Origin of the sequence: Pseudomonas sp. Leaf127 (assembly GCF_001423155.1) — a bacterium.
Classification (GTDB): Bacteria; Pseudomonadota; Gammaproteobacteria; order Pseudomonadales; family Pseudomonadaceae; genus Aquipseudomonas; species Aquipseudomonas ovata.
In genome coordinates this window covers 251,625-278,024 of record NZ_LMOA01000020.1, presented here as the reverse complement: position 1 = coordinate 278,024, position 26,400 = coordinate 251,625, and the positions used below count along the sequence as shown (strand labels likewise).

At 62.7% G+C, this 26,400-nt stretch carries 29 protein-coding genes; 11 read left to right on the top strand and 18 right to left on the bottom strand.

Annotated elements, in window-relative coordinates; genetic code table 11:
• Nucleotides 1-107 precede the first annotated feature (107 nt).
• The 8 genes from ASF84_RS11930 to acs all read right to left on the bottom strand — a co-directional run bounded on the left by ASF84_RS11930 (nucleotide 108) and on the right by acs (nucleotide 9,064).
• Nucleotides 108-1,325: an aspartate aminotransferase family protein gene (locus ASF84_RS11930; RefSeq protein ID WP_056838525.1), complete on the bottom strand. Its 1,218-nt coding sequence runs from the start codon at nucleotides 1,323-1,325 to the stop codon at nucleotides 108-110.
• 130 nt (nucleotides 1,326-1,455) lie between these two features.
• Nucleotides 1,456-2,451 (bottom strand): GlxA family transcriptional regulator, encoded by a 996-nt coding sequence (locus ASF84_RS11925; protein ID WP_056838523.1) that lies wholly within the window; start codon nucleotides 2,449-2,451, stop codon nucleotides 1,456-1,458.
• Nucleotides 2,452-2,553: 102 nt separating this feature from the next.
• Complete coding sequence (locus ASF84_RS11920; RefSeq protein WP_056838522.1) at nucleotides 2,554-3,318, bottom strand: ABC transporter ATP-binding protein; 765 nt, start codon at nucleotides 3,316-3,318, stop codon at nucleotides 2,554-2,556.
• A gap of 22 nt (nucleotides 3,319-3,340) precedes the next feature.
• The gene (locus tag ASF84_RS11915) at nucleotides 3,341-4,453 is read right to left on the bottom strand and encodes a succinylglutamate desuccinylase/aspartoacylase family protein (protein ID WP_056838521.1); all 1,113 of its coding nucleotides are present in this window, start codon (nucleotides 4,451-4,453) and stop codon (nucleotides 3,341-3,343) included.
• Between the two features lies 1 nt (nucleotide 4,454).
• Nucleotides 4,455-5,153, bottom strand: a complete 699-nt coding sequence (locus tag ASF84_RS11910; RefSeq protein ID WP_056838520.1) for an ABC transporter permease — start codon at nucleotides 5,151-5,153, stop codon at nucleotides 4,455-4,457.
• Complete coding sequence (locus tag ASF84_RS11905) at nucleotides 5,150-5,839, bottom strand: ABC transporter permease (RefSeq protein ID WP_056838519.1); 690 nt, start codon at nucleotides 5,837-5,839, stop codon at nucleotides 5,150-5,152. Before ASF84_RS11905 ends, ASF84_RS11910 begins: the two co-directional genes overlap by 4 nt.
• Before the next feature lie 87 nt (nucleotides 5,840-5,926).
• On the bottom strand, nucleotides 5,927-6,703 hold the full coding sequence (locus tag ASF84_RS11900; protein ID WP_056838518.1) for an ABC transporter substrate-binding protein: 777 nt from the start codon (nucleotides 6,701-6,703) through the stop codon (nucleotides 5,927-5,929).
• Nucleotides 6,704-7,108: 405 nt separating this feature from the next.
• Nucleotides 7,109-9,064, bottom strand: a complete 1,956-nt coding sequence (acs, locus tag ASF84_RS11895; protein ID WP_056838516.1) for an acetate--CoA ligase — start codon at nucleotides 9,062-9,064, stop codon at nucleotides 7,109-7,111.
• A 302-nt stretch (nucleotides 9,065-9,366) separates the two neighbouring features.
• Between acs and ASF84_RS11890 the strand changes: the two genes are divergently transcribed.
• The 4 genes from ASF84_RS11890 (at nucleotide 9,367) to ASF84_RS11875 (ending at nucleotide 12,098) form a co-directional block, all read left to right on the top strand.
• On the top strand, nucleotides 9,367-9,648 hold the full coding sequence (locus ASF84_RS11890) for a DUF2790 domain-containing protein (RefSeq protein WP_056838514.1): 282 nt from the start codon (nucleotides 9,367-9,369) through the stop codon (nucleotides 9,646-9,648).
• A 134-nt stretch (nucleotides 9,649-9,782) separates the two neighbouring features.
• Complete coding sequence (locus ASF84_RS11885; protein ID WP_056838512.1) at nucleotides 9,783-10,139, top strand: 4a-hydroxytetrahydrobiopterin dehydratase; 357 nt, start codon at nucleotides 9,783-9,785, stop codon at nucleotides 10,137-10,139.
• A 411-nt stretch (nucleotides 10,140-10,550) separates the two neighbouring features.
• The gene (locus ASF84_RS11880; RefSeq protein ID WP_056838510.1) at nucleotides 10,551-10,730 is read left to right on the top strand and encodes a hypothetical protein; all 180 of its coding nucleotides are present in this window, start codon (nucleotides 10,551-10,553) and stop codon (nucleotides 10,728-10,730) included.
• Nucleotides 10,731-10,895: 165 nt separating this feature from the next.
• A complete protein-coding gene (locus tag ASF84_RS11875; RefSeq protein WP_056838508.1) occupies nucleotides 10,896-12,098 on the top strand; it encodes an MFS transporter in 1,203 nt (400 codons plus the stop codon).
• Here the strand turns inward: ASF84_RS11875 and arfB are convergent.
• The 8 genes from arfB to ASF84_RS11835 all read right to left on the bottom strand — a co-directional run bounded on the left by arfB (nucleotide 12,092) and on the right by ASF84_RS11835 (nucleotide 18,988).
• Complete coding sequence (gene arfB, locus ASF84_RS11870) at nucleotides 12,092-12,505, bottom strand: alternative ribosome rescue aminoacyl-tRNA hydrolase ArfB (RefSeq protein WP_056838506.1); 414 nt, start codon at nucleotides 12,503-12,505, stop codon at nucleotides 12,092-12,094. The two genes, ASF84_RS11875 and arfB, sit on opposite strands and share 7 nt — an antisense overlap.
• 2 nt (nucleotides 12,506-12,507) lie before the next feature.
• Nucleotides 12,508-13,893: an amino acid permease gene (locus tag ASF84_RS11865; protein WP_056838504.1), complete on the bottom strand. Its 1,386-nt coding sequence runs from the start codon at nucleotides 13,891-13,893 to the stop codon at nucleotides 12,508-12,510.
• A gap of 128 nt (nucleotides 13,894-14,021) precedes the next feature.
• Nucleotides 14,022-15,209, bottom strand: coding sequence for a 23S rRNA pseudouridine(2605) synthase RluB (rluB, locus tag ASF84_RS11860; RefSeq protein WP_056838503.1), 1,188 nt, complete (start codon nucleotides 15,207-15,209; stop codon nucleotides 14,022-14,024).
• A 166-nt stretch (nucleotides 15,210-15,375) separates the two neighbouring features.
• Nucleotides 15,376-15,567: a DUF1289 domain-containing protein gene (locus ASF84_RS11855; protein ID WP_056838501.1), complete on the bottom strand. Its 192-nt coding sequence runs from the start codon at nucleotides 15,565-15,567 to the stop codon at nucleotides 15,376-15,378.
• A 322-nt stretch (nucleotides 15,568-15,889) separates the two neighbouring features.
• Nucleotides 15,890-16,666, bottom strand: a complete 777-nt coding sequence (scpB, locus tag ASF84_RS11850) for an SMC-Scp complex subunit ScpB (RefSeq protein ID WP_056838498.1) — start codon at nucleotides 16,664-16,666, stop codon at nucleotides 15,890-15,892.
• A gap of 12 nt (nucleotides 16,667-16,678) precedes the next feature.
• Nucleotides 16,679-17,377 (bottom strand): segregation and condensation protein A, encoded by a 699-nt coding sequence (locus ASF84_RS11845; protein WP_161959162.1) that lies wholly within the window; start codon nucleotides 17,375-17,377, stop codon nucleotides 16,679-16,681.
• Between the two features lie 104 nt (nucleotides 17,378-17,481).
• Entirely contained in the window at nucleotides 17,482-18,111 is a 630-nt protein-coding gene (locus tag ASF84_RS11840) for an L-threonylcarbamoyladenylate synthase (RefSeq protein ID WP_056838495.1), read from the bottom strand.
• Between the two features lie 13 nt (nucleotides 18,112-18,124).
• Nucleotides 18,125-18,988 (bottom strand): PHP domain-containing protein, encoded by an 864-nt coding sequence (locus ASF84_RS11835; protein ID WP_056838493.1) that lies wholly within the window; start codon nucleotides 18,986-18,988, stop codon nucleotides 18,125-18,127.
• 65 nt (nucleotides 18,989-19,053) lie between these two features.
• On the opposite strand from ASF84_RS11835, the gene ASF84_RS11830 reads away from it, so the two are divergent.
• The 5 genes from ASF84_RS11830 to ASF84_RS11810 all read left to right on the top strand — a co-directional run bounded on the left by ASF84_RS11830 (nucleotide 19,054) and on the right by ASF84_RS11810 (nucleotide 22,718).
• Nucleotides 19,054-19,650: a septation protein A gene (locus tag ASF84_RS11830; RefSeq protein WP_056838492.1), complete on the top strand. Its 597-nt coding sequence runs from the start codon at nucleotides 19,054-19,056 to the stop codon at nucleotides 19,648-19,650.
• A gap of 1 nt (nucleotide 19,651) precedes the next feature.
• Nucleotides 19,652-19,951 carry a YciI family protein gene (locus tag ASF84_RS11825; RefSeq protein WP_056838490.1) on the top strand — a complete coding sequence of 100 codons (300 nt, stop codon included), beginning with the start codon at nucleotides 19,652-19,654 and terminating at the stop codon, nucleotides 19,949-19,951.
• A 47-nt stretch (nucleotides 19,952-19,998) separates the two neighbouring features.
• The gene (locus ASF84_RS11820; protein ID WP_056838489.1) at nucleotides 19,999-20,676 is read left to right on the top strand and encodes a response regulator transcription factor; all 678 of its coding nucleotides are present in this window, start codon (nucleotides 19,999-20,001) and stop codon (nucleotides 20,674-20,676) included.
• A gap of 189 nt (nucleotides 20,677-20,865) precedes the next feature.
• The gene (locus ASF84_RS11815; RefSeq protein WP_056838486.1) at nucleotides 20,866-21,315 is read left to right on the top strand and encodes a Spy/CpxP family protein refolding chaperone; all 450 of its coding nucleotides are present in this window, start codon (nucleotides 20,866-20,868) and stop codon (nucleotides 21,313-21,315) included.
• Nucleotides 21,316-21,380: 65 nt separating this feature from the next.
• Nucleotides 21,381-22,718, top strand: coding sequence for a sensor histidine kinase (locus tag ASF84_RS11810; RefSeq protein WP_056838485.1), 1,338 nt, complete (start codon nucleotides 21,381-21,383; stop codon nucleotides 22,716-22,718).
• A gap of 277 nt (nucleotides 22,719-22,995) precedes the next feature.
• Here the strand turns inward: ASF84_RS11810 and ASF84_RS11805 are convergent, their stop codons facing one another.
• Complete coding sequence (locus ASF84_RS11805; RefSeq protein ID WP_056838483.1) at nucleotides 22,996-23,550, bottom strand: nitroreductase family protein; 555 nt, start codon at nucleotides 23,548-23,550, stop codon at nucleotides 22,996-22,998.
• A 156-nt stretch (nucleotides 23,551-23,706) separates the two neighbouring features.
• Here ASF84_RS11805 and ASF84_RS11800 point away from each other — a divergent pair, with 156 nt between their 5' ends.
• Both ASF84_RS11800 and ASF84_RS11795 read left to right on the top strand, forming a co-directional pair.
• The gene (locus ASF84_RS11800; protein ID WP_056838481.1) at nucleotides 23,707-25,161 is read left to right on the top strand and encodes a TrkH family potassium uptake protein; all 1,455 of its coding nucleotides are present in this window, start codon (nucleotides 23,707-23,709) and stop codon (nucleotides 25,159-25,161) included.
• Between the two features lie 58 nt (nucleotides 25,162-25,219).
• Nucleotides 25,220-25,531, top strand: coding sequence for a DUF962 domain-containing protein (locus ASF84_RS11795; RefSeq protein ID WP_056838479.1), 312 nt, complete (start codon nucleotides 25,220-25,222; stop codon nucleotides 25,529-25,531).
• Here ASF84_RS11795 and ASF84_RS11790 read toward each other — a convergent pair.
• Nucleotides 25,528-26,337 (bottom strand): UDP-2,3-diacylglucosamine diphosphatase, encoded by an 810-nt coding sequence (locus ASF84_RS11790; RefSeq protein ID WP_056838477.1) that lies wholly within the window; start codon nucleotides 26,335-26,337, stop codon nucleotides 25,528-25,530. The two genes, ASF84_RS11795 and ASF84_RS11790, sit on opposite strands and share 4 nt — an antisense overlap.
• Nucleotides 26,338-26,400: the final 63 nt, after the last annotated feature.

The window sequence follows — 26,400 nt, the reverse complement described above, 5'->3', positions numbered from 1 at the left end:
GCTCTGCCCGCGACCGAGTGCGCAGCGCTCGTAAAAATCTCGAAAACGCTGAAAATTTACGACTGCTAACGCAGCCGGTCGCGGGCAGAGCGCGCTCCTACGCCTTTTCAGGCCACCAGTTTGGCGATGGCGCGCTCGAAGCGGTCGAGGCCTTCTTCGATGTCGGCGTCCAGAATCACCAGGCTGGGTGCAAAGCGGATCACGTCGGGACCGGCCTGCAGGATCATCAGGTCTTCGGTCTCGGCAGCAGCAAAGATGTCCTTGGCCCGGCCTTTCCAGGCATCCGACAGCACCGCGCCGATCAGCAGGCCCAGACCGCGCACCTCACTGAATACACCGTATTGCTGGCCGATGCGCTCCAGGCGCTCGCGGAACAGTTGATGCTTGGCATTGACACCTTCGAGCACCTGCTCGGTGTTGATGATGTCGATCACCGCCTCGCCCACCGCGCAGGCCAACGGGTTACCACCATAGGTGGTGCCGTGCACGCCGACGGCAAAGTGTTTGGCCAGTGTCTCGGTGGTCAGCATGGCCGCCAGCGGGAAACCACCGCCGATGCTCTTGGCGCTGGACAGAATGTCCGGGGTCACGCCGTAGTGCTGATAGGCGAAGAGTTTGCCGGAGCGGCCCATGCCGCTTTGCACTTCATCGAAAATCAGCAGTGCGTTGTGCTGGTCACACAGTTCGCGCGCGCCTTGCAGGTAGGCAAGATCGGCCGGCAGTACGCCGCCCTCGCCCTGGATCGGCTCCAGCACCACGGCGCAGGTCTTGTCGCTGACGGCGGCTTTCAGCGCCTCCAGATCGTTGTACGGCACATGCGAGATGCCGGTGATCTTCGGGCCGAAGCCATCGGAATACTTGGGCTGGCCACCGACGCTGACAGTGAACAGGGTACGGCCGTGGAAGCTGTTGAGCGCGGCGATGATTTCGTACTTTTCCGGGCCGAACTTATCGTGTGCCACGCGGCGTGCCAGCTTGAAGGCCGCTTCGTTGGCCTCGGCGCCGGAGTTGCAGAAGAATACGCGCTCGGCAAAGGTGGCTTCGACCAGCTTGTGCGCCAGGCGCAGGGCCGGCTCGTTGGTAAAGACGTTGGAGACGTGCCAGAGGCTGTTGGCCTGCACGGTCAGCGCGCCGACCAGGGCCGGATGGCAATGACCCAGCACATTCACCGCGATACCGCCGGAAAAGTCCACCAGTTCACGACCGGCCTGGTCCCAGACCCGCGAGCCTGCCCCGCGTACGGGAATGAACCCGGCGGGTGCATAGTTGGGGACCATTACCTGGTCGAAGTCGGCGCGTTGCACCGCAGCATGCTCAACGGACATCAGAGTCTCCTGAAGAGAAACGCCTGCCGGGACCCGGCAAGCGATTGATAAGGGATTGTAAGGACTGCATTTTGCGCGGCCTTGTCATCAGGCGACAAGTTGTTACAGCGGTTGGATACGGTTTTATCCGTCAACCGCGCTCGGCCGGCACCGACGACAGTTCGAACGGGCTGTTGCTGCGCCGCTGGTTGCGGTCTTCGCGCGGGGTGGCACCAAAGAAATTGCGGTAGGCGCTGGAAAAGTGCGGCCCCGAGGAGAAACCGCACGACAGGCCGATCTGGATGATCGACTTGCTGGTCTGCATCAGCATCTGGCGGGCCTTGTTCAGGCGCAGCTCCAGGTAATACTGGCTCGGAACGCGATTGAGGTACTGCTTGAAGATGCGCTCCAGTTGCCGGCGCGACACGCAGACATGCTGGGCGATTTCATCGGTGGTCAGCGGCTCTTCGATATTGGCTTCCATCAGCAGCACCGCCTGGGTCAGCTTCGGATGGCTGGAGCCCAGGCGATTCTGCAAGGGAATGCGCTGGCGCTCGCCGCCTTCGCGGATGCGCTCGACCACCAGCTCTTCGGACACCGCACCGGCCAGTTCCGCGCCGTGATCACGCGACAGCACGGCCAGCAACAGGTCCAGCACCGACAAACCGCCGCAGGCACTCAGCCGGTCGCGATCCCAGTCAAACAGATGACTGGTGGCAATCACCTTGGGAAAGCGCTCGCTGAAGTCATCCTGCCAGCGCCAGTGCACCGCTGCCCGATAACCATCGAGCAACCCCAGCATGGCCAACGGGTAGACGCCTGCCGACAGACCGCCGACCAGGCAGCCACTGCGCACCAGTTGCTTGATCGCGCTGCCCAGCGCCGGCGCAACGGCCGTCGGCGGCTCATCGGCAATCACGAACAACTTTTGCAGGCCCTCAAGGCGCGCTGTGCTCCACAGCTCGCCGGGCAGGCGCCAGTCCGCCGCACCGGCGCCAGCATCGATCGCTTCGGCGTGCAGGATCACCCGCTCGTACGACACGTCGGGATGGACATGCTGGGCGACGCTCAAGGCTTCTTCAGCCAGCGCCAGGGTCAGGGCCTTGGTGCCGGGCCAGATGAGAAAACCTATTCGATGGGCAGTCATTGGGACATCCAGTACGTATCGCCACTCAACGGAACTCTGTCGCCCCCAGGGGCCGACGCAGCATGCCTTGTTCCACATCCAAAAGCACCAATCTGGTGCAAATCACTTCAGGCTTCCCGACAGGAACTGCTGTAACCGCTCCGATTGCGGATTGCTCAGCACTTCACGCGGGTCACCCTGCTCCTGCACCAGCCCCTGATGCAGGAACACCAGCTGGTTGGACACTTCGCGGGCAAAGCCCATTTCGTGGGTCACCACCACCATGGTCCGGCCTTCCTGGGCCAGGCTCTGCATGACCTTGAGCACGTCACCCACCAGCTCAGGGTCCAGCGCCGAAGTCGGTTCGTCGAACAGCATCACCTCAGGCTCCATCGCCAGCGCCCGGGCAATGGCCACGCGCTGCTGCTCACCCCCGGACATATGCCCGGGGTAGGCGTCCTTGCGATGCGCCACACCGACCCGGGCCAGATAATGCTCGGCCTTTTCCAGCGCCTCGCGGCGCGGCACGCCAAGGACCTGCACCGGAGCTTCGATAACGTTTTCCAGGGCGGTCATGTGCGCCCACAGGTTGAAGTGCTGAAACACCATGGTCAGCCGCGAGCGCATGCGCTGGAGCTGTTTAGGCTCGGCGGCGTGCAGGCTGCCGTCCTTGCCGGGCACCAGACGCAGTTCCTCGCCATTGAGCAGGATCTTGCCGGCATGGGGCTGTTCAAGCAGGTTGATGCAACGCAGGAAGGTACTCTTGCCCGAGCCACTGGAACCGATGATGCTGATGACATCCCCGGCCCGGGCGGTCAGAGACACACCCTTGAGCACCTCGTGGGTGCCATAGCGCTTGTGCAGATCCTGGACTTGCAGTTTGATCATCTGAGAGTTCTCGAAAATACGGTCAGTCGCTGAGCAGGCGCCCGTGTCGTCGCGCCGTGCGCCCCGCCACCTTGGCCAGCCAGAAACCGGGTTGAGCGTAACGAAGCCGCTCGACGGCGAACAACACGCCGGCAGTGGACGAACACACGGTGCTGGCCTGGTCGGACAGCGGGTCGATGACCTCGAACAACGGTTCGCCCGCCTCGACCCAGACACCCGGCGCACGCAGGTAAGTCACCACACCCGGGTGCGGTGCATGAATCAGTTCGGTGCCTTCGAAGGGCATGCCTTCGCACGGCTCACCCGCCGGGGCCGCCACGTCTCCATCGATCAGGCCCTGTTCGGCAAGAAACGCCAGGATGCCCTCGGCATGCGCGCAGGCCTGGGCCTGGCCGGTGTCGGCCTGACCGCCCAGCTCCAGCGTGGTCGCAAGGCACGCCAGGGGAATCTGCGCCTGCGGGAAAATGCGCGACAGGCGCAGCCACGGCAGCGAGCAGGCCTCATCGAACGAGCTGCCACCCGAATCTTCAGCCAGCAAGGCGACGGTCATGCGCAAGTGCGCCGACAGCGAGCGCCACTGCGGCCAGTGCTGCGGCAAGGCATACATATGCAATGACGCCTCGGCATCGCAATGCAGGTCCAGCACCACATCGGCGTCGCAGGCATGGCTGAGCAGTAACCGCTGCAAGCCTTCCAGCTCGCTTTGCGCCGCCGGTAGCCCGGCCAGCGCCTCACGCATGGCCTGGCGGATCATCTGCACGTTGGCCCGCGGATCATCGCCCAGCCGGCCTTCGAGTTGCGCGGCCACCGGCTCGCTCAGTTCGGCAAAGTCGCGGTTGAAATTCTTGCCGCTGCCGAACTCGAAACGCCCTTGATGCGCGCCCTGGATCAACTGGCCCAGCCCCAGCGGGTTGGCCACCGGCACCAGCTCGATAATGCCTTTGAGCCGGCCTTGGGCTTCAAGCTCGACCAGGCGCTTTTTCAGTTCCCAGGCGGTGCGCATGCCGGGCAACTCATCGGCGTGCAGGCTGGCCTGAAGGTAGGCCTTGCGCTCGCCGGCGCCAAAACGGAAGACGCTCAAGTGGCGCTGGGTGCCAAGGGTGCTCCATGGCAATGGGTGATCGATTCGTTGCATGTCAGACCTTCCTTGGGGCCAGGTAACCCAGCCAGCGCCGCTCAGCCAGCCTGAACAGCCGCACGAGAATGAAAGTCAGGCACAGATAGAAAACGCCTGCGGTGATATAGGCCTCGAAAGGCAGGTAATACTGGGCATTGACCGTACGTGCAGCACCGGTCAGGTCGATCAGGGTCACGATCGACGCCAGGCTGGTGGCCTGCATCATCATCAGCACTTCGTTGCTGTACTGCGGCAAGGCCCGGCGCATGGCCGACGGCAACAGGATGCGCCGGTACAGGGTGACCGATGACATGCCCATGGCCCGCGCGGCCTCGATCTCGCCGGCCGGCGTGGCCCTGAGGCTGCCGGCCACGATCTCGGCGGTGTAGGCGCTGGTGTTGATGGCAAACGCCAGGCACGCACAGAAGGTCGCGCTGGACAGCCATGGCCACAGGTAACTGTCGCGCACCCCTTCGAACTGCGCCAGCCCGTAGTAGATCAGAAACAGCTGCACCAGCATCGGCGTGCCACGAATCACATAGGTGTACAACCACGCCGGGAAGTTGATCCAGCGGTTCTTCGATACGCGCATGATGCCCAGCGGCAGCGCCGCGAGCAGGCCGAAGAACAGGGAAATCCCCAGCAGCTTGAGGGTGACCAGCAGGCCGCCCAGGTACAGCGGCAGGCTGTCCCAGATCACGTTGTAGTCGAACATCATAGGTCAGCCGCCCTTACGCCCACGCTGTAGCGTTTTTCCAGATAGCGCAGCACCAGCAACGAAACGCTGGTGATCAGCAGGTACAACGCCGCCACCGTCAGAAAGAACGTGAAGGGTTCGCGGGTGGCATCGGCGGCCTGCTTGGCCTTGAACATCATGTCCTGCAAGCCGACCACGGAAATCAGCGCCGTGGCCTTGACCAGCACCAGCCAGTTATTGGTGAAGCCGGGAATGGCCAGGCGCACCATCTGCGGCACCTGGACACGCCGGAACACCTGGAAGCGGCTCATGCCATACGCGGCACCGGCCTCGGCCTGTCCCTTGGGAATCCCCAGGAAGGCGCCACGAAAAGTCTCGGACAAATAGGCACCGAAAATGAAGCCCAGGGTGCAGACACCGGCGCCCAAGGGGTTGAGATCGATGTACTCGTCGTAGCCGAGCAACGGCCCGACGCGGTTGATCAGGTCCTGGCCGCCATAGAAGATCAGCAGGATCAGCACCAGGTCGGGAATCCCGCGCACCACGGTGCTGTACAGGTCACCCAGCCAGGCCAGCCAGCGCACTGGCGACAGGCGTATGGCCACGCCGATCAGTCCCAGGACGATGGCCAGCGCCATCGACGCCAGGGCCAATTGCAGGGTCAGCCAGGTGCCTTCGAGGATCACGGCCCCGTAGCCTTTCAACATGGTGTACGGCCCTCAAGCATGAAGATAAAAAATGGCGCAAGCAGGATGTCCCGGCTTGCGCCATTTTCGACAGTGACTGGCGAGGTTTTACTGGCCGTAGATATCAAAATCGAAATATTTGTCCTGGATGGCCTTGTACTTGCCATTGGCGCGAATGGCCGCGATAGCCGCGTTCAGACGCTCCAGATTCTCTTTGTCACCCTTGCGCACGGCAATGCCGATGCCTTCGCCGAAGTACTTGGGATCGGTGAAGGACGGGCCGACGAAGGCGTAGCCCTTGCCCGAATCGGTCTTCAGGAAGCCGTCCTGCAGCAGCGTGGCGTCAGCCAGGGTGCCATCCAGACGACCGGCGCCGATGTCCAGGTAGATTTCGTTCTGCGAACCATACGGTTTGACCACGGCACCCAGCGGCGCCAGCACTTCGCGGGCATAGCGCTCATGGATGGAGCCGCGCTGCACGCCGATGTTCTTGCCCTTGAGTTCGGTCAGGCCGTCGCTGACCACTACACCGTCCTTCATGACCAGGCGTGCCGGGGAATTGTAGTACTTGCCGGTGAAGTCCACGGACTTCTTGCGATCGTCCGTGATGGACATCGACGACAGGATGGCGTCGATCTTGCGCACTTTCAGTGCCGGGATCAAACCGTCGAATTCCTGCTCGACCCAGGTGCACTTGGCTTTCATTTCTTCGCACAGGGCGTTGCCGATGTCGTAGTCGAACCCGACGATACTGCCATCGGCAGTCTTGGAGGCGAACGGAGGGTAAGCGGCTTCGATACCGATCTTCAGTGGTTTTTCATCGGCAAAAACCGGCTGCGCGAGCACAGACAATGCCAGTGCGCCGAAAAGCATGAGCTTTTTCATTCCTGAAACTCCGTCGTAAACAATCGGGTGGCAGATTGAGCAAAGCGCTCAATATACGAAGAGGCAGCGAGCGTGCGGTGCCAAGGGCTGGAACTTGAAAACCGGGCATCGCGGATGGGCGGGCATTCTAGCGGCAGGTGGCCAGCCAATAGTTCTTCAATGCGACAACTAATTACAGATGCCGCCCCATATCACACAAGGACTATTGACAACACCCCGCAAGCCTGAACACACAACACAGTATTCAAACCCGCCCGGCAAAAAGCGCGCCCATTATTGGCAATGCCTTGGCATACGGCAAGTCTGCGGGGTGATCGTTCATCGCTCCATCGACCTTTATCATCAAGCCCATGAAAAACGCCCCGTACGGCAAGGCCGGACGGGGCGTGATCAGACCAGCAAGCCTCAAGCCACTTTCATGGTCTTGTGAGTATCGATCAGGTGCTGCACCACACCCGGATCAGCCAATGTGGAAATATCACCCAGTGCGTCGTATTCGCCGGTGGCGATCTTGCGCAGGATACGACGCATGATCTTGCCCGAACGGGTCTTGGGCAGGCCAGGCGCCCACTGGATCACATCCGGAGACGCGATCGGGCCGATTTCCTTGCGCACCCAGTTACGCAGCTCGATGCGCAACGCTTCGTCCGGCACCTCACCGGAGTTGAGCGTCACATACACATAGATGCCCTGCCCCTTCAGGTCGTGCGGCACACCGACCACTGCCGCCTCGGCGACTTTCGGGTGCGCGACCATGGCGCTTTCGATCTCGGCAGTGCCCATGCGATGCCCGGAAACGTTGAGCACGTCGTCGACGCGACCGGTGATCCAGTAGTAGCCGTCCTCGTCGCGGCGCGCGCCGTCACCGGTGAAGTACATGCCACGAAAGGTCTTGAAGTAGGTGTCGACGAAGCGGTCATGGTCGCCGTACAGGGTGCGCGACTGGCCCGGCCAGGAGTCGAGGATCACCAGGTTGCCCTCGGCGGCACCTTCGATCAGGTTGCCCAGGTTGTCGACCAGCGCCGGAATCACGCCAAAGAACGGCCGGGTCGCCGAGCCTGGCTTGAGCGCGGTGGCGCCTGGCAGCGGGCTGATCAGGATGCCGCCGGTCTCGGTCTGCCACCAGGTGTCGACGATCGGGCAATTCTGCTTGCCCACGGTGTCGTAGTACCAGCCCCAGGCCTCGGGGTTGATCGGCTCGCCCACCGAGCCCAGCAGGCGCAGGCTGGAGCCGTCGGCGCCTTCGACCGATTTGGTGCCTTCGGCCATCATCGCGCGAATGGCGGTCGGCGCGGTGTAGAGAATGTTGACCTTGTGCTTGTCGACGATCTTCGACACGCGGGTGATGTCCGGGTAGTTCGGCACGCCTTCGAACAGCAAGGTGGTCGCGCCATTGGCCAGCGGACCATAGACGATGTAGCTGTGGCCGGTGACCCAGCCGACGTCGGCGGTGCACCAGTAGACTTCGCCGGGCTTGTAGTCGAACACGCGCTCGTGGGTCAGCGCGGCATACAGCAGGTAGCCGGCAGTGGTATGCAATACGCCCTTGGGCTTGCCGGTGGAACCGGAGGTGTAGAGGATGAACAGCGATTCTTCGGCGCCCATCTCTTTGGGCGCACAGGTGCTCGACGCCACTTCCAGCAACGCGTGGTACCAGATGTCGCGGTGGCGGTTCCACTCGATCTCGCCGCCGGTGCGCTTGCAGACTATGACCTTCTGCACGCTGCTGGTTTCCGGGTTGGTCAGGGCGCGGTCGACGTTGGCCTTCAGCGGCGTCTTCTTGCCCCCGCGCAGGCCCTCGTCGGCGGTGATCACCACCTTGGAGCTGCAATCGATGATGCGCCCGGCCAGGGCCTCGGGCGAGAAGCCGCCGAACACCACCGAGTGGATCGCGCCGATACGGGCGCAGGCCAGCATGGCCACCACGGCTTCGGGGATCATCGGCATGTAGATGGTCACCACATCACCGCGGTGCACGTCCTGGCCACGCAGGGCGTTGGCGAACTTGCAGACTTCGGCGTGCAATTCGCGGTAAGTGATTTCGCGATGCTCGGACGGATCGTCGCCCTCCCAGATGATCGCGATGCTGTCGCCGCGCTCTTCCAGATGACGGTCCAGGCAGTTGTAGGCCACGTTGAGGGTGCCGTCGGCAAACCATTTGATGTCGACGCGGTGGTCATCGAAGGAGGTCTGCTTGACGTGGGTGAAGGGCTTGATCCAGTCGAGGCGCTTGGCCTGTTCGCGCCAGAAGCCATCGGGGTTGACCACCGATTGCTGGTACATGGCCTTGTAGGTGGCCTCGTCGGTCAACGTATTGGCCGCAACTTCTGGGCGCACGGGGTACAGGGAAGCTGCACTCATCTTGGTTACCTCGGTGAATAGTTGTTGTTGTATACCTGTGTTTTATCCCGCCACAGAGTGTGGGGCCATTCGACGATGGTCTTACCGTACACCCCGCGCACCGTAACAGCGCCAGGCCAGGGACATTTGCAGCATTGTTGCAGTTTTGCCAAAAACGCTTATCAGTCTGGCACCTGTATCCCGGATTGCCACCTCCCTAGAATGGACCTCGCCAACCGGCAACCCCCCACGCAGACAGGCTGAACCCATCGATCCGGACACGGATCGATGCGGCCTCTCTCGCACTCGATAAAGGTCCCTACATGAAACGCTCACTCTGGGTTTTGGCACTTTGCGGTTTCAGCCTGCAGGTACTGGCTGATCAAGCCTCGACCGAAACAGTCAACCAGACCGACCCCGTTGCCGTCGATACCGTCGAAACCTACACCTACGATTCGCACCCGGATATTTCGCGGGTCATCTCCATCAGCCCGACGCCGAATGTCTGTGGGGTCGTGCCAGCGCGCATGACTTATGAAGACTCCCATGGGCAACGGCATGTAATGCGCTATCAGGTCATGGCCAATGGCTGCGGCAACAGCTGACCTGTAGCCGGCCTGCAGACAACAACAAGAAAACGCCTCCCGGGCCTGCCCGGCGAGGCGCTTTTGTCTGGCAGCGACAAGGGTCTGGCGTGCGCTATGGTGTAATCATCGTCTTCTTGCCCAGGACTGCCACCATGACCGACCTGCACCAGCAAACCTGCCAACCCTGCCACGCCAATGCCCGGCCTGTGGATGACAAGGACCTGCCAGCCTTGCTGGCGCAACTGCCCGACTGGCATCTCGAAACCCGCGACGGCGTCAAACAACTGGAAAAGGCCTACGCCTTCAAGGATTTTGCCAGCGCACTGGCGTTTACCAACACGGTGGGCGCCCTGGCCGAAGAACAGGACCACCACCCGGCCCTGCTCACCGAGTGGGGCCGGGTCACTGTCACCTGGTGGACGCATGCGATCAACGGCCTGCACAGCAACGACTTCATTCTCGCAGCCCGCACCGAAGCGCTTGCCCAGCATGCTTCGGGGCGCAAATAAGGGTTGGCGCCCAAGGCCATGAGCGACCGTTAAAAACCGCTTTTGTTGCATCAAGGGAAAATTAAAAGTCTGATTGTCATCTTCACTGCGTTATCCTGACGCCGCTTTATTCAAGCACGGTTCAACCTGCAACCCCCTTGAGAGGAGTGATGACGATGCACGAAATACCCAACTTCCCCTTCACAGGCCCCCAGGAACCTTCGCAGTCCGTTCTGGCTCGACAAGAGCTCGGACATGCGGCTGATATCAAAGCGACAACCCCGGCTGAAGACAGCCAACAGGCCTTGAGCGAAGACTGAACGACGCAAAAGGGCCAACCACAGGCGTATCGAAAACGGTCTGCACTGTTTTCCATACGCCTGTCATGCCTTGGTGTTCGCGCATCAGGCCCGCCGCCAAAGAAGTGCCCTCATGAATGATTTCAAGCCTGAACAAGCCGACGTGTTGATCGGCACCGCAGAAAAAATGATCGACCTCTGGACCCGTCTGACCCCGGAAAAGCAGGAGGCACTGCTGGCACGCTTCGGCACCCAGGAAAACGCCCTGGCCGCGCTGGTGACCACGCATTTGCTGACGGCTGCCAATAGCTGATATGGGGATTGGCCAGCGCCTGCTTCCCGGTTGAAGCGGATCGCCGCCCGGCCAGCCCAGCGTGCGGGTGCATTTACACAAAACGATGGTGCATTACCTGTACCGCGCATCACCCGCTATGATGAACGCCGATCGTAAGCTTGCTAATGTTCTGGCGCCCTTCTGATGACCTCATTCGAAAAAACCTCGACCCCCACCCAGATGCAGGTCACCCGGCAGGTCGTGTCTGTGGTGCTGTTCACCTTTATCGGCTACCTGAACATCGGTATTCCGCTGGCTGTACTGCCCGGTTACGTGCACAGCGACCTGGGCTTCGGTGCGGTCACGGCCGGGCTGGTGATCAGCGTGCAGTATCTGGCCACGCTGCTCAGCCGGCCCTGGGCCAGCAAGGTGATCGACAACCTGGGCTGCAAGAAATCGGTGCAATACGGTTTGCTCGGCTGTGGCTTGAGCGGCGTATTCATGCTGCTGGCGGTGCTGTTGCAGGGTTGGCCCATGGCCAGCCTGATCAGCCTGCTGCTGGGTCGAGTGCTGCTGGGCAGCGCGGAAAGCCTGGTGGGTTCGGGCGCAATTGGCTGGGGCATCGGCCGGGTCGGCGCGCAGCACACCGCCAAGGTGATTTCCTGGAACGGCATCGCCAGCTATGGCGCCCTGGCCGTCGGTGCGCCACTGGGGTTCTGGCTGGTGGGCACCTTCGGCCTGGCCAGCATGGGCATCGGCATTATCCTGCTGGGCGTGGTTGGTCAGCTGCTGGCCTGGAAACGCGCACCGGTGCCCATCGTTGTCGGCGAGCGCCTGCCATTCATGCACGTACTGGGACGCGTCTTCCCACACGGCATGGGCCTGGCGCTGGGCTCGATCGGCTTTGGCACCATTGCCACCTTCATCACCCTGTACTACGCCAGCAATCACTGGCCCAATGCGGCCTTGTGCCTGAGCCTGTTCGGCGGCTGCTTCATCATTGCCCGCTTGCTGTTCGGCAACTTCATCAACCGCCTGGGGGGCTTTCGCGTGGCGATCGTCTGCCTGGGCGTCGAGACCCTGGGGCTGTTGCTGCTGTGGCTGGCACAGACGCCGGAGTGGGCACTGGTCGGCGCGGCGCTGACCGGCTTTGGTTTCTCGCTGGTGTTTCCGGCGCTGGGGGTCGAGGCGGTGAACCTGGTGCCGGCCTCCAGCCGCGGTGCGGCGGTGGGCGCCTACTCGCTGTTCATCGATCTGTCGCTGGGCATTACCGGGCCACTGGCGGGCGCGGTGGCGGCAGGCTTCGGCTTTGTGTCGATCTTTCTGTTCGCCGCCGCCGCTTCGCTGGGCGGACTGGCACTGAGTGTCTGGCTATACAGGCGCAGCCGGACACCAGGCATTCAATAATCGATCTTGCCGCGCCCCGCCTTGATCGAACCACGCTTGGTCTTGGACTCCAGACGACGCTTCTGCGAACCGAAAGTCGGCTTGGTCGGTCGACGCTTCTTCTCGACCTTGGTGGCATTGATGATCAGCTCGGTCAGGCGCAGCAAGGCATCGGCACGGTTCTGCTCCTGAGTGCGGTATTGCTGGGCCTTGATTACGATCACCCCGTCACTGGTGATACGGCTGTCGCTCAGCGCCAGCAGGCGCTCCTTGTAGAACGGCGGCAACGAAGAGGCCTGGATGTCGAAGCGCAAGTGCATCGCGCTCGACACCTTGTTGACGTTCTGCCCGCCGGCGCCCTGAGCGCGAATGGCGCTCCACTCGATTTCGCCATCCGGTACGTGCACGTTACTGGAGATGATCAGCATATTCAGGCCTTGCGACGGGTCTTGAGCCAGTAGAACAGCGCCATTGCCAGCAACCATACCGGAATGGCGAACACCGAAAGGCGAATGCCCGGAATCATCAGCATGATGACCAGGATCACGCCGACAAATGCCAGGCACAGGTAATTGCCAAACGGGTACCACAAGGCCTTGAAGGCCGGGACCTGCCCACTGCGACGCAGGTGCTGGCGAAACTTGAGGTGCGAGTAACTGATCATCGCCCAGTTGATCACCAGGGTGGCCACCACCAGCGACATCAACAGTTCCAGCGCCTTGCCCGGCATCAGGTAGTTGAGCAACACCGCCACCAGCGTGACCGCCGCCGAGACCAGAATCGCCCGCACCGGCACGCCACGTCGGTCAATGCGCGCCAGGGCACGCGGGGCGTCACCCTGCTCGGCCATGCCGACCAGCATGCGGCTGTTGCAGTAGGTGCCGCTGTTGTACACCGACAAGGCAGCGGTCAATACCACGAAATTGAGGATGTGCGCGGCCGTGTCACTGCCCAGCATGGAGAACACCTGGACGAAGGGACTGCCGCTGTAGGCATCGCCCGAAGCATTCAGGGTCATGAGCAGGCTGTCCCAGGGCGTCAGCGACAGCAACACCACCAGCGCGCCGATATAGAAAATCAGGATGCGGTAGATGACCTGGTTGATCGCCTTGGGGATCACGGTCCTGGGCTGTTCGGCCTCGGCAGCGGTGAAGCCGAGCATTTCCAGGCCACCGAAGGAAAACATGATGAATGCCAGGGCCATCACCAGACCACCCACGCCATGCGGAAAGAAACCGCCATGCGCCCACAGGTTGCTGACCGAGGCCTGCGGGCCGCCCTTGCCACTGACCAGCAGGTAGCTGCCCAGGGCAATCATGCCGATGATCGCCACCACTTTGATGATCGCGAACCAGAACTCGGTCTCGCCGAATACCTTGACGTTGGTCAGGTTGATGGCATTGATCAGCAGGAAGAAGGCGGCGGCGGTGACCCAGGTCGGAATGTCCGGCCACCAGTAATGCACGTATTTACCGACGGCGGTCAGCTCCGACATGCCCACCAGGATGTACAGCAGCCAGCAGTTCCAGCCCGACAGAAAGCCGGCAAAGCCGCCCCAGTAACGGTGGGCGAAGTGGCTGAACGAACCGGCCACCGGTTCCTCGACAATCATCTCGCCCAGCTGGCGCATGATCAAAAAGGCAATGAAACCACACAGCGCATAGCCCAGGATCATCGAGGGGCCGGCCGACTTCAGTACCCCGGCCGAGCCCAGGAACAGTCCGGTGCCAATGGCGCCGCCCAGGGCGATCAACTGGATATGGCGGTTCTTCAGCCCGCGTTTCAGCTCGCCTGGCGGTGAGTCGGTTGCACTCATGAAAAGCTACCTGTTCGATGCAATTGAACCCTGCTGCGTGTGTGACGCGGCATTCGCGACCGTTGGTCGCTCCTACAGACCGTGCAAAAACAAACGCCGGTCGAGACCGGCGTTTGTTCAGGCAGTCATCACTGCGGCTTGCGGCCTGGACCGCGGCGCGGGGCGTCGGCACCGCCACGCTTGCCGGCGGGTTTTCCGCCTGGCTTGCCATCCGGGCTGCCCGGACGGGGACGCACGTCCTTGCGCATTTCGCTCGGGCGTTCGGCCACAGTGCTGACGCGTTCACGCTCAGGCGTACGCGGGCTGCGGGCCGGCTTGTCGCCGATGCGCGGCTTGTCGCTGCTGCCGCGCGTGGCCGGACGGCTACGCTCTTCGCCGGCTGGCTGGCGCGGAGCACGTTCGGCACGCTCACCACTGTCCACTGGCGGACGCACGTTACGCACGCGCTCGCCCTTGCCCAACGGGCGCGACGACTGGCGCTGCAGGCGCTCGAGCTTTTCACGGCTCTTGGCATTGAGCACCGGCATGGCCACTGGCGTCAGGCCCACTTCAGCGGCGAGGATGTCGACTTCCTGCTGGCTCATTTCGCGCCAGCGGCCCATCGGCAGGTCGGAGTTGAGGAACACCGGCCCGTAACGCACACGCTTGAGGCGGCTGACCACCAGGCCTTGCGATTCCCACAGGCGGCGTACTTCGCGGTTGCGGCCTTCCATTACCACGCAGTGATACCAGTGGTTGAAGCCTTCGCCACCGGGGGCTTTCTTGATGTCGGTGAAGCGGGCCGGACCGTCTTCGAGGATCACGCCATTCTTGAGGCGCAGCAGCATGTCGTCGTCGACTTCGCCACGCACACGCACTGCGTATTCGCGGTCCATCTCGTAGGACGGGTGCATCAGGCGGTTGGCCAGTTCACCGTCGGTGGTGAACATCAGCAAGCCTGTGGTGTTGATGTCCAGGCGGCCAATGTTGACCCAGCGGCCTTCTTTCGGGCGCGGCAGGCGGTCGAACACGGTCGGACGGCCTTCAGGGTCGTCGCGGGTGCAGATCTCGCCGTCCGGCTTGTTGTACATGATGACCCGGCGCACGTTCTCGCGCGATTCTTCGCGCTTGACCACCTGGCCGTCGACGCTGATGGCATCGAACAGGTCGACACGCTGGCCGAGGCTGGCGACTGCGCCATTGACCTTGATCCGGCCCTGGCCGATCCAGGCCTCGACATCGCGACGCGAACCGACACCAATACGTGCCAGGACCTTTTGCAGTTTTTCGCCTGCAGGTTTCTCGGCCTGGTCGTCTTTAACTTCTATTTCACTCATCTGGGCACCTCCCGGTGTGTCGAATCAGGGCTCACCGAGGACCGGAAAGACCTGTTGCCCGGCAGGCAGTGTGTGCCGTGCCCGAGCGCAATTCAAGAATCATGGCTTGATGAACAGCCAGAGGGGCGCGAATCATACGCGCTTGTGTGCGGTTGCGCATCACCGCTCATTTCTTTTTCCGCCGACCGGAGGCCTTGAGCCCGGCCAGGCGCTGTTTGCTGGCGTCGATGACCTCGCGCCGTTCGTCCTTGTCGAGCTTTTTCCAGGCCTTGATTTCCTTCTTGCTGCGGCCACAGCCCAGGCAGATGTCATCGGTGAACTTGCACAGGCCGGTGCAGGGGCTTTTGCTCGAACTCATGGTAGGGGCTCATTCAAAACGACTGTTCGCAGCCTGGGCCACGCTCTTCAGACACACATTGACTTGCTGATTTCACTGACTATCGAATTCGCCGGTGAGTAGGAGATCATCCTGTGTCACTGACACCGCGCTGTCGCGCCTCAAACATGGACCCGGTAGGAGCGCGTTTACCCGCGACCGAGTGCGCAGCGCTCGCAAAATCTCGGAAACGCCACAAATTTACGACTGCGAACGTACTCTGTCGCGGTCGTCCGGCATTGCGGCAAGCGCGTTCCTACCAGGGCTTCAGCGTTACAGCGTGCGGCAGGATCATCCGGGTCGATCAGTGCAGTTCGTCGTCCTTGTATTCGTCACCGGCATCGTCTGCCGGTTCCGCTGGCAGCAAATCGTCGAAGTCGATCTTCAGCCCTTCTTCCATGCTGTCGAGCTCCACCAGCAGGCTGCGGAAGCTGGTTTCCGTAGCTGGCGCCTCGGGTTCGCCGTCCTCGTCCAGGCTGGCGTCGGCCAGGGCTTGCAGGTGTGCCGGCACCGGCGCGTCCTCAGGGTCAAACAACGGCTCGGGCTCCAGCTCGCGGATGTCCGCCAGCGGCGGCAAGTCCTCAAGCCCCTTGAGGTTGAAGTGATCGAGAAACCCTTTGGTGGTGGCAAACATCGCCGGCCGGCCCGGCACGTCGCGGTAACCGACCACCCGGATCCACTCGCGCTCCAGCAGGGTCTTGACGATCTGGCTGTTGACCGTCACCCCGCGCACGTCTTCGATTTCACCCCGGGTGATGGGCTGGCGGTAGGCGATCAGCGCCAGGGTTTCCAGCATGGCCCGCGAATAGCGCTGCGGACGCTCTTCCCACAGCCTGCCGACCCAGGGCGCGTAGCGTTCACGAATCTGCAAGCGATAACCCGTGGCGACTTCCTTGAGTTCGAAAGCACGGCCTTCACACGACTTGGCCAGCACTTGCAGGGCTTTCTTGAACACCGAGGGGCCAGGCCGCTCGGCCTCCTCGAACAGCTCGTAGAGGCGCTCCAGCGGTTGCGGCTTGCCACTGGCCAACAGAAAGGCTTCCAGCAATGGCGCCAGGTCGCGAGGTTCATTGAGGTTCATGGGGTTCTTGCTCTATTGGGCTCGGGCACGCACATGGATGGCGGCAAAGGGTTCGTTCTGCACCAGCTCGACCAGCGATTCCTTGACCAGCTCCAAGACAGCCATGAAGGTCACGACCACGCCCAGACGGCCTTCATCGGCGCCGTACAGCTCGATGAACGGCACGAAGCCGCCGCCTTTGAGGCGTTCGAGCACATCGCTCATGCGCTCGCGGGTCGACAGGGTTTCGCGGCTGACCTGGTGGCTTTCGAACATGTCGGCGCGGCGCAGCACCTCGGCCATCGACATCAGCAGCTCTTCGATACTGACGTCCGGCAGCAGCTTGCGGGCCTTGGCCTCAGGGGCCTCCAGGCGCGGCACATAGGTGTCGCGGCCCACCCGGTTCAAACGGTCGAGGCCCTCGGCGGCGCTCTTGAAACGCTCGTACTCCTGCAAGCGACGGATCAGTTCGGCACGCGGGTCGTCTTCCTCGGTCTCGATCTCCTGGGAACGCGGCAACAGCATGCGCGACTTGATCTCGGCCAGCATGGCCGCCATCACCAGGTACTCGGCGGCCAGCTCCAGGCGCACGTTTTTCATCAGCTCGACATAACCCATGTACTGGCGAGTGATTTCCGCGACCGGGATGTCGAGAATATCGATGTTCTGCTTGCGGATCAGGTACAACAACAGGTCCAGTGGCCCCTCGAAGGCTTCAAGAAACACTTCCAGGGCATCCGGCGGGATGTACAGATCCAGCGGCAGCTGGCCGAACGGCTGGCCGTAGACCCGCGCCGGTTGCTGCCCGGTGGCGTCCGGGCTTTCAGCGGCGGTCATCAGGCCGGTTCACCAAACGGGGTCGGGTCGCCACAGCCCACGCGAATGATCTGCGGATCGCCTTCGGCGAGGCTGATGACTGTGGAGGCATCAACGCCGCCGATGCCGCCGTCGATGATCAGGTCGACGTGGTGCTCGAGAATGTCACGCATCTCCTCGGGGTCGCTCAGTGGCAAGGTATCGCCCGGCATGATCAGGCTCACGCTCATCAGCGGCTCGCCCAGTTGCGCCAGCAAGGCCTGGGCAATCGGGTGGCCCGGCACGCGCAGGCCGATGGTGCGGCGCTTGGCGTGCAGCAGCAGGCGCGGCACTTCGCGCGTGGCGTTGAGGATGAAGGTGTAAGGCCCCGGCGTATGCGCCTTGAGGGCGCGAAAGGCGCCGGTGTCGACCTTGGCGAACAGCCCCAGTTGCGACAGATCGCAGCACATCAGGGTGAAATTGTGCTTGTCGTCGAGCTTGCGCAGGCGACGAATGCGCTCGATGGCGCCCTTGTCGCCGATCTGGCAACCCAGTGCGTACGACGAATCGGTCGGGTACACCACCAGCCCGCCGGCCTTGATGATCTCCACGGCCTGCTTGATCAGACGTGGTTGCGGGTTCTCCGGGTGCACCTGGAAAAATTGACTCACGGTTATGTCCTGTTCAAACGGCGGTAATAGCGGGTTCATGTCTGAATTTGCTCCACAACGGCGGCAAATCCTCGGGCAGCGGCCGATAAATGCCGATCTCCGACCAGTGGCCGGGGCCATGGAAATCACTGCCGGCGCTGACCAGCAGGCCGAACTCGCGGGCCAGTATCGAGAGGCTGCCGACCTGATCGGCCGACTGCATGCCATTGACCGCTTCGATGGCATGGCCGCCGGCCCTGATGAAGTCGGTGACCAACCGGCGCCGCTTGCTGCGTGTGAAATCATAATGCATAGGGTGTGCCAGGCTGATCCAGGCGCCGGAGTCACGCAAGGTGCCTACGGTTTCCTCAAGGGTAGGCCAGTGTTGCTTGACGTCGCCCAGCTTGCCGGCGCCCAGCCACTTGCGAAAGGCTTCGCCACGGTCCTTGACGAAGCCGGCATTGACCAGAAAGTCGGCAAAGTGCGGCCGGGCCGGCGCATTGCCGCTGTCGCCCAGTGCCTGCTGCACGGCGCGGGCCCCCTCCAGCGCACCGGGCATGCCCTTGAGCGCCAGCTTGCGGCTGATTTCTTCGGCACGCAGCCAGCGGCCCTTGTGCAGGCTGGCGATGGCTTCGGCCAGCACCGGGGCATCGAGGGCGAACCCGTACCCCAATATATGGATGGTCGAGCCATTCCACACGCAGGACAGTTCGACGCCGTTGATCAGTTGCATGCCCAATGCCTGGGCTGCAGCCCGGGCTTCGGGCAGGCCTTCGACAGTGTCATGGTCGGTCAGGGCCAGGACGCGCACGCCGTTCTCGTAGGCTCGGGCCACCACCGCCGAAGGCGCGAGGGCCCCGTCGGAAGCGGTGCTGTGGCAATGCAGGTCAACATTCATTGGATGGCTTTCGCGGTCTTTGATGTTTGTTATTATGCCGCCACATCCCGCGTCTGGCTGCCATTGTGAAACAACTCATCGACTTCATCCCGCTGATTCTGTTCTTCATCGTCTACAAGATCGAACCTCACGCCGTCGATATCCTGGGTCACAGCTTCATGCTGGGGGGTATATTCAGTGCGACCAAAGTGCTGATCGCCAGTTCCGTCGTGGTCTACGGCATCCTGTACATCAAGCAGCGCAAGCTGGAAAAGAGCCAGTGGCTGACCCTGATCGCGTGCATCGTCTTCGGCAGCCTGACCCTGACCTTCCACAGTGAAGCCATCCTCAAGTGGAAAGCCCCGGCGGTCAACTGGCTGTTTGCCCTGGCTTTTGCCGGCAGCCACTTCATCGGCGACAAGCCGCTGGTGCAACGTGCGATGGGCCACGCCCTGACCCTGCCGGCAGCGGTGTGGACACGCCTGAACATTTCCTGGGTCATATTCTTTCTGTTCAGCGGCGCGGCCAACCTGTACGTGGCCTTTACCTACGAGCAATTCTGGGTCGACTTCAAGGTTTTCGGCAGCCTGGCCATGACCCTGATCTTCATGGTCCTGCAAGGCCTGTACCTGGCCCGCTACCTGAGCGACACCCCCCAATCGACCACCAAGACCAAGGACTGACATGCTCTACGCCATTATTGCCACCGACACCGCCGATTCCCTGGAAAAACGCCTGAGCGTGCGCCCTGCCCACCTGGAACGCCTCAATGCCCTCAAGGACGCCGGTCGCCTGGTCCTGGCCGGTCCTCATCCGGCCATCGACAGCAACGACCCGGGCCCGGCCGGCTTCAGCGGCAGCCTGATCGTAGCCGAGTTCGATTCCCTGTCGGCGGCCGAAACCTGGGCCAAGGCCGACCCTTTCGTCGAAGCCGGTGTCTATGCCCAGGTAGTGGTCAAGCCGTTTCGCCAGGTCCTGCCCTGACGGCACGGCGGCTTCTCTGCAACCCTCCAGGTCTTATCGAGTGAGTCATGAGCGAACTGTTATTGATTGATGATGACCAGGAGCTGTGCGAGCTGCTGGGCAGTTGGCTGTCTCAGGAAGGTTTTCAGATCCGCGCCTGCCACGACGGCCAGAGTGCCCGCAAGGCACTGGCCGAGGCGGCGCCTGATGCCGTGGTGCTGGACGTGATGCTGCCCGACGGCAGTGGCCTTGAATTGCTCAAGCAACTGCGCACCGAACACCCCGACCTGCCGGTGCTGATGCTGTCGGCCCGCGGCGAACCCCTGGACCGCATCCTGGGCCTGGAGCTGGGCGCCGACGATTACCTGGCCAAGCCGTGCGACCCGCGCGAGCTGACCGCCCGCCTGCGCGCCGTGCTGCGCCGCAGCCACCCGGCCACCGCCACCAGTCAGCTGGAACTGGGCGACCTGAGTTTCAGTGCCGCGCGGGGCGTGGTGATCATCGACGAACAGGAAATGACCCTGACCGTCTCCGAAAGCCGCCTGCTCGAGGCCTTGCTGAGCCAGCCCGGCGAGCCCCTGGACAAGCAGGAACTGGCGCAACTGGCCCTGGGCCGCAAGCTGACCCTCTACGATCGCAGCCTGGACATGCATGTCAGCAACCTGCGCAAGAAAATCGGCCCCCACCCCGACGGTCGCCCGCGCATCGTCGCGCTGCGCAGCCGGGGTTACTACTACAGCCTGTAAAAGCGGATTTATCCGCGAACGGCGCAAACAGCAAGCATGGCAGCGACTGCATTCCCGGCTGAAGCCGGTCCTGCATGTGTTGTACGGGCTTTACAGAAGCTTTACGCAGCCTTGACCGCGCTTGACCTTGATCTCCCTAAACTGGGCACCAACGGCAAACAAGCCGCACCAGAAACAAGGAGATCCACCATGCGCAAGACCCTGACCGCTTTGATGTTCGCCGCGACCCTGCCAGCCCTGGCCATGGCCGCGCCACCTGCACCGGCCGATGGTCCTGAGCACGACGGCCCGCGCTACCACCAGGAGCAAGGCCCTGGCAAACACCGCGGCGGCCCGTTCGCCGACCTGGACCTGAGCCGCGAACAGCGCCAGCAGATCGGCAAGCTGATGGGCGAGCAGGCCCATGAACGCAAAGAGATCAACAAACGCTTCCTGGCCAAGCTGCCGGCCGCCGACCAGAAGGCCATGCAGGACGAGATGCAGGCCAGCCGCGACAAGACCGACAGCGCCATCCGCGCCCTGCTCAAGCCCGAGCAGCAGAAGGAATTCGACGCCGACAAGAAAAAGCGCGAAGAACGTCGCGCCGAGTGGGCCGAATTCCAGGCCTGGAAAGCGGAAAAGGCCAAAAAGGCGCAGTAATCGCTACACTCCCCGACCCGACATGCCTGCATGTCGGGTTTTTTCCGTTGCTGTGAGGTCACACCGTGCGTTCATTGTTCTGGCGAATCCTGGCCAGCTTCTGGCTGGCCATCGCCCTGGTCGCGGGCCTGTCGGTCCTGCTCGGGCACATGCTTAACCAGGATGCCTGGATCCTCAGCCGCCATCCGGTGCTCAACGAGTTGCCGCAGAAATGGGCCAGCCGCTTCGAGGAGCAAGGACCGGACGCCGCGCAGGAGTTTTTGCAGACCCTCAAGCGCAAGTATCGCATCGATGTGCAGGTGCTCAACAGCAGCGGCGAGCCGGTGGTGCCCGGCACCTTCCCGCCGCGCGCGGCGGCCTATGAAGCGCGCCAGGGCGACGACTCACGGCCCCTGCCCTGGCGGCGCCTGACCACTGAATACACCAGTGAAAGCAGCGGCGAGACCTACCTGCTGATCTACCGCATTCCTCACCCGGAAGTCGAAGAGTGGCATCGCCAGAGCCTGATGTGGCCGCTCAGCGCGCTGGGCATTGCCCTGGTGGTGCTGACCCTGTTCAGCCTGTTCGTCACCCTGTCGATCACCCGCCCGCTCAACCGCCTGCGCGGCGCGGTGCATGACCTGGGCCAGGCCAGCTACCAGCAGCACAGCCTGGCGCAACTGGCCAACCGCCGCGATGAATTCGGCGTGCTGGCGACGGACTTCAACCGCATGGGCGCGCGCTTGCAAAGCCTGATCGGCAGCCAGCGCCAGTTGCTGCGCGATGTGTCGCATGAGTTGCGTTCGCCCCTGGCCCGCCTGCGCATCGCCCTGGCCCTGGCCGGGCGCGCCACGCCCGAGGAGCGCGAAAAACTGTGGCCGCGCCTGGACCGCGAATGCGACCGGCTCGAAGCACTGATCAGTGAAATCCTTGCCTTGGCGCGGCTGGACGCCGACATGGCCAAGGCGGAACCGGTGGACCTCAACGAACTGTTGCAACGGATCCGCAACGACGCTCTGCTCGACGGCCAGGAACCGGGCATCACCCTGCAAGTGGAAAGCGCGCTGAGTGTGGAAGGCTGGCCGGACATGATCGAACGCGCCGTCGACAACCTGTTGCGCAACGCCCGGCGCTTCAGCCCGCCCGAACAGCCCGTGGAGGTGCAGGCCGCCCGGCTCGAAGAACGCGTTCGTATCAGCGTGCGCGACCACGGTCCGGGGGCGGCGCCCGAGCATCTGGCGCAACTGGGCGAGCCGTTCTACCGCGCCCCGGGCCAGAGCAGCGCCGGCCACGGCCTGGGCCTGGCCATCGCCCGCCGCGCCGCCGAACGCCACGGCGGCAGCCTGACCCTGAGCAACCACCCCGAGGGCGGATTCCTGGCCGTGATCGAACTGCCGCGGGTGCCGGTTATTACCCTGGCGTGAAGCCACCCCATGCAATGACCTGAATGCCAGGTAGGCGCGCGCTCATCAAACACAAAGTAACTTATTGATTTTATTGGCTATAAATTCACACCTGTAGGAGCCCGCTTGCCGGAATGCCGGACCACGGCGACCGAGTGCGAAGCGCTCGCAGAAATCTATTAAACGCTGAAATTTTACGACTGCTGCGCAGCCGGTCGCGGGCAGAGCGCGCTCCTACAGGACATGAATTTAATATTCAATTAAATCAATAATTTATTTCTTATAAGAGCATGCAGCCTTACCAGGCGCTGACAAACCCGCCGATGTCTTCACGGGCGGCCACCCGTGGCGGGTTCAGCGGGGTGCCCAGGTACAGGAAGCCCAGCACTTCTTCACCTTCGCCCAACCCCAGCCCTTGGGCCACGCTGGCGGCGTAGGACAATTCACCGGTGCGCCACACCCCGCCCAGCCCCAGCGCGTAAGTGGCCAGCAAGACACCGTGGGCTGCGCAGGCAGCGGTCAGGCGCTGCTCCGAGCGCGGCACCTTCGGGTGATCCTGCAAGCAGGCAATCACCACCACGACCAACGGCGCACGCAGCGGGCCCTGGCGGGCCTTGTCCAGTTTCGCCGCGTCCGGGGCGCTGTCCTGCTCCAGCAACGCCTGGGCCAGCAACTCGCCCAGCCGTTCACGCGACTCGCCTTCGACGGTCAGGAAACGATAGGGCTTGAGAAAACCATGGTCTGGCGCGCGCAAGGCGGCGCCAAACAGAATCTCGCGCTGGGCCGCATCCGGGGCCGGTTCGACCAGGCGCGGGACTGAAACACGGTTGAGTAAAACGTCGAGGGCCTGCATGGGCGCATCTCCTTGAAAAGTCGTCGGGCATTCTAGGCCAGGCCTGCCCGCAATAACGAGCGCAACCTGCATCAGGCGCTACGCTTGAGCTACAGGTTTACATGCCACGGCGCGCAGGTAGAATGGCGCCCTCTCTTCCTCAGCCCGAGCAGTTTCATGGCGTTGCCGACCCTACGCATCATCGGTTTCATCATCGGCATCTTCCTGATCACCCTGGCGATCTCGATGATCGTGCCCATGGCGACCCTGGTGATCTACGACCGCCTCGAAGACCTGCGCTCGTTCCTCTGGGCCAGCGCCATCACGTTTATCGCAGGGCTCGCCCTGGTGCTGCCGGGGCGCCCGGAACATGTGCACCTGCGCCCGCGCGACATGTACATGCTGACCGTGAGCAGCTGGATCGTGGTGTGCATCTTTGCCGCGCTGCCCTTCCTGCTGACCCAGCACATCAGCTACACCGACTCGTTCTTCGAAAGCATGTCGGGCATTACCGCCACCGGCTCCACCGTGCTCAACCACCTAGACAGCATGTCGCCGGGCATCCTGATCTGGCGTTCGATGCTGCACTGGCTGGGCGGCATCGGCTTTATCGGCATGGCGGTGGCGATCCTGCCGCTGCTGCGCATCGGTGGCATGCGCCTGTTCCAGACCGAATCATCGGACCGCTCGGAAAAGGTCATGCCGCGCTCGCACATGGTGGCCAAGTACATCATCCTCGCGTATGTGGGCTTTACCGTGCTGGGCAGCCTGGGGTTCTGGTGGGCGGGCATGAGCCTGTTCGACGCCATCAACCATGCAATGTCGGCCATCTCGACCGGCGGTTTCTCGACCTCGGACCTGTCACTGGCCAAGTGGCCGCAGCCGGCGGTGCACTGGGTGGCGATCGTGGTGATGATCCTCGGCAGCCTGCCGTTCACCCTCTACGTCGCGACCTTGCGCGGCAATCGCAAGGCCTTGATCCGTGACGAACAGGTGCAGGGCATGCTCGGCCTGCTGCTGGTAACCTGGGCGGTGATGACCCTGTGGTACGGCCTGACCACTGACCTGCCCTGGCTCGATGCCCTGCGCCATGTGGCGCTGAACGTCACCTCGGTGGTCACCACCACCGGCTTTGCCCTGGGCGACTACAGCCTGTGGGGTAACTTCTCGCTGATGCTGTTCTTCTACCTGGGCTTCATCGGCGGCTGTTCGGGCTCCACTGCCGGGGGGGTGAAGATTTTCCGCTTCCAGGTGGCCTACATCCTGCTCAAGGCCAACCTCAATCAGCTGATTCACCCACGGGCGGTGATCAAGCAGCGCTACAACGGTCATCGCCTCGACGACGAGATCGTGCGTTCGATCCTGACCTTCTCGTTCTTTTTCACCATCACCATCTGCGTCATCGCCCTGCTGTTGTCGCTGCTGGGCCTGGACTGGATGACCGCCCTGACCGGCGCGGCCAGCACCGTGTCGGGTGTGGGGCCGGGCCTGGGCGAGGTGATCGGGCCGGCCGGCAACTTCGCCAGCCTGCCGGATGCCGCCAAATGGATCCTGTCGGGGGGCATGCTGCTGGGCCGGCTGGAAATCATCACCATCCTGGTGCTGTGCGTACCGGCCTTCTGGCGACACTGATGACGTGGCGGCCCGGCCGCGGCTAGACTGGCGAAAGACCGACCTGAGGACGCACACCATGGAACACGTCAGGCATTTCGCGAACTTCGCCCAGTTTTATCCGTATTACCTCGAAGAACACCGCAACAGCACCTGTCGGCGCCTGCACTTTGTCGGCACCAGCCTGGTGATCTTCCTGCTGGCGTTTGGTGTTGGCAGTGGCCGCTGGCAACTGCTGTGGCTGGTGCCGTTGGCAGGCTACGGTTTTGCCTGGGCCGGGCATTACCTGTTCGAACGCAATCGCCCGGCGACGTTCCAGCATCCGCTGTACAGCCTGATGGGCGATTTCGTGATGTTTCGCGACATGCTGCTGGGGCGGGTGCCGTTCTAGACGGGCACCGCCTCCTGGGCCTGCTGCTTCTGCAGCATCTGCGCGTCCGCCAGACGATACAGCTCGATGCTGCCGTCCAGATGCTCGATCAGCGCTGTGCACGACTCCACCCAGTCCCCGCAATTGAGGTACTCCACCTCGCCCATCTGGCGGATCTCGGCGTGGTGGATGTGCCCGCACACCACGCCGTCGAGCCCGCGCTTGACGCATTCATGGGCAATGGCCTGTTCAAAGTCGCTGATGAAGTTCACCGCACCCTTGACCTTGTGCTTGAGGTAAGCCGACAACGACCAGTAACCATGGCCATAGCGGGCGCGCCAATGGTTGAGCCAGCGGTTCAGGGTCAGGGTGAACTCGTAGGCCGAGTCGCCGAGAAACGCCAGCCAGCGGTGATAGCGGGTAATGACATCGAACTGGTCACCATGAATCACCAGCAGGCGTCGACCATCGGCGGTGGTGTGCACGGCTTCGTCGAGCAGCTTGATATTGCCCAGCACCAGCCTGGAATAACGGCGCAGGAACTCATCGTGGTTGCCGGTGATGTAGATCACCTCGGTGCCGCGCTTGCTCATGGTCAGCAGGCGGCGGATCACGTTGGTGTGCGCCTGGGGCCAGTACATGCCGCTGCGCAGCTTCCAGCCGTCGATGATGTCGCCGACCAGGTAGATTCTGTCGGCCTGATAGCCCTTGAGAAACGCCGACAAGTGCTCGGCCTGGCAATCGCGGGTGCCCAGGTGCACATCGGAAATCCATAGGGTACGCACGTGTTGCTTGCGGCTGGGCCTGGCGAACTGAGCGCTGCTCATGGGCAACCTCCGAGGGGTTTTGCCCAGCGTGCCTGCGCGCAGTGAAGCGCATGTGACATCGCC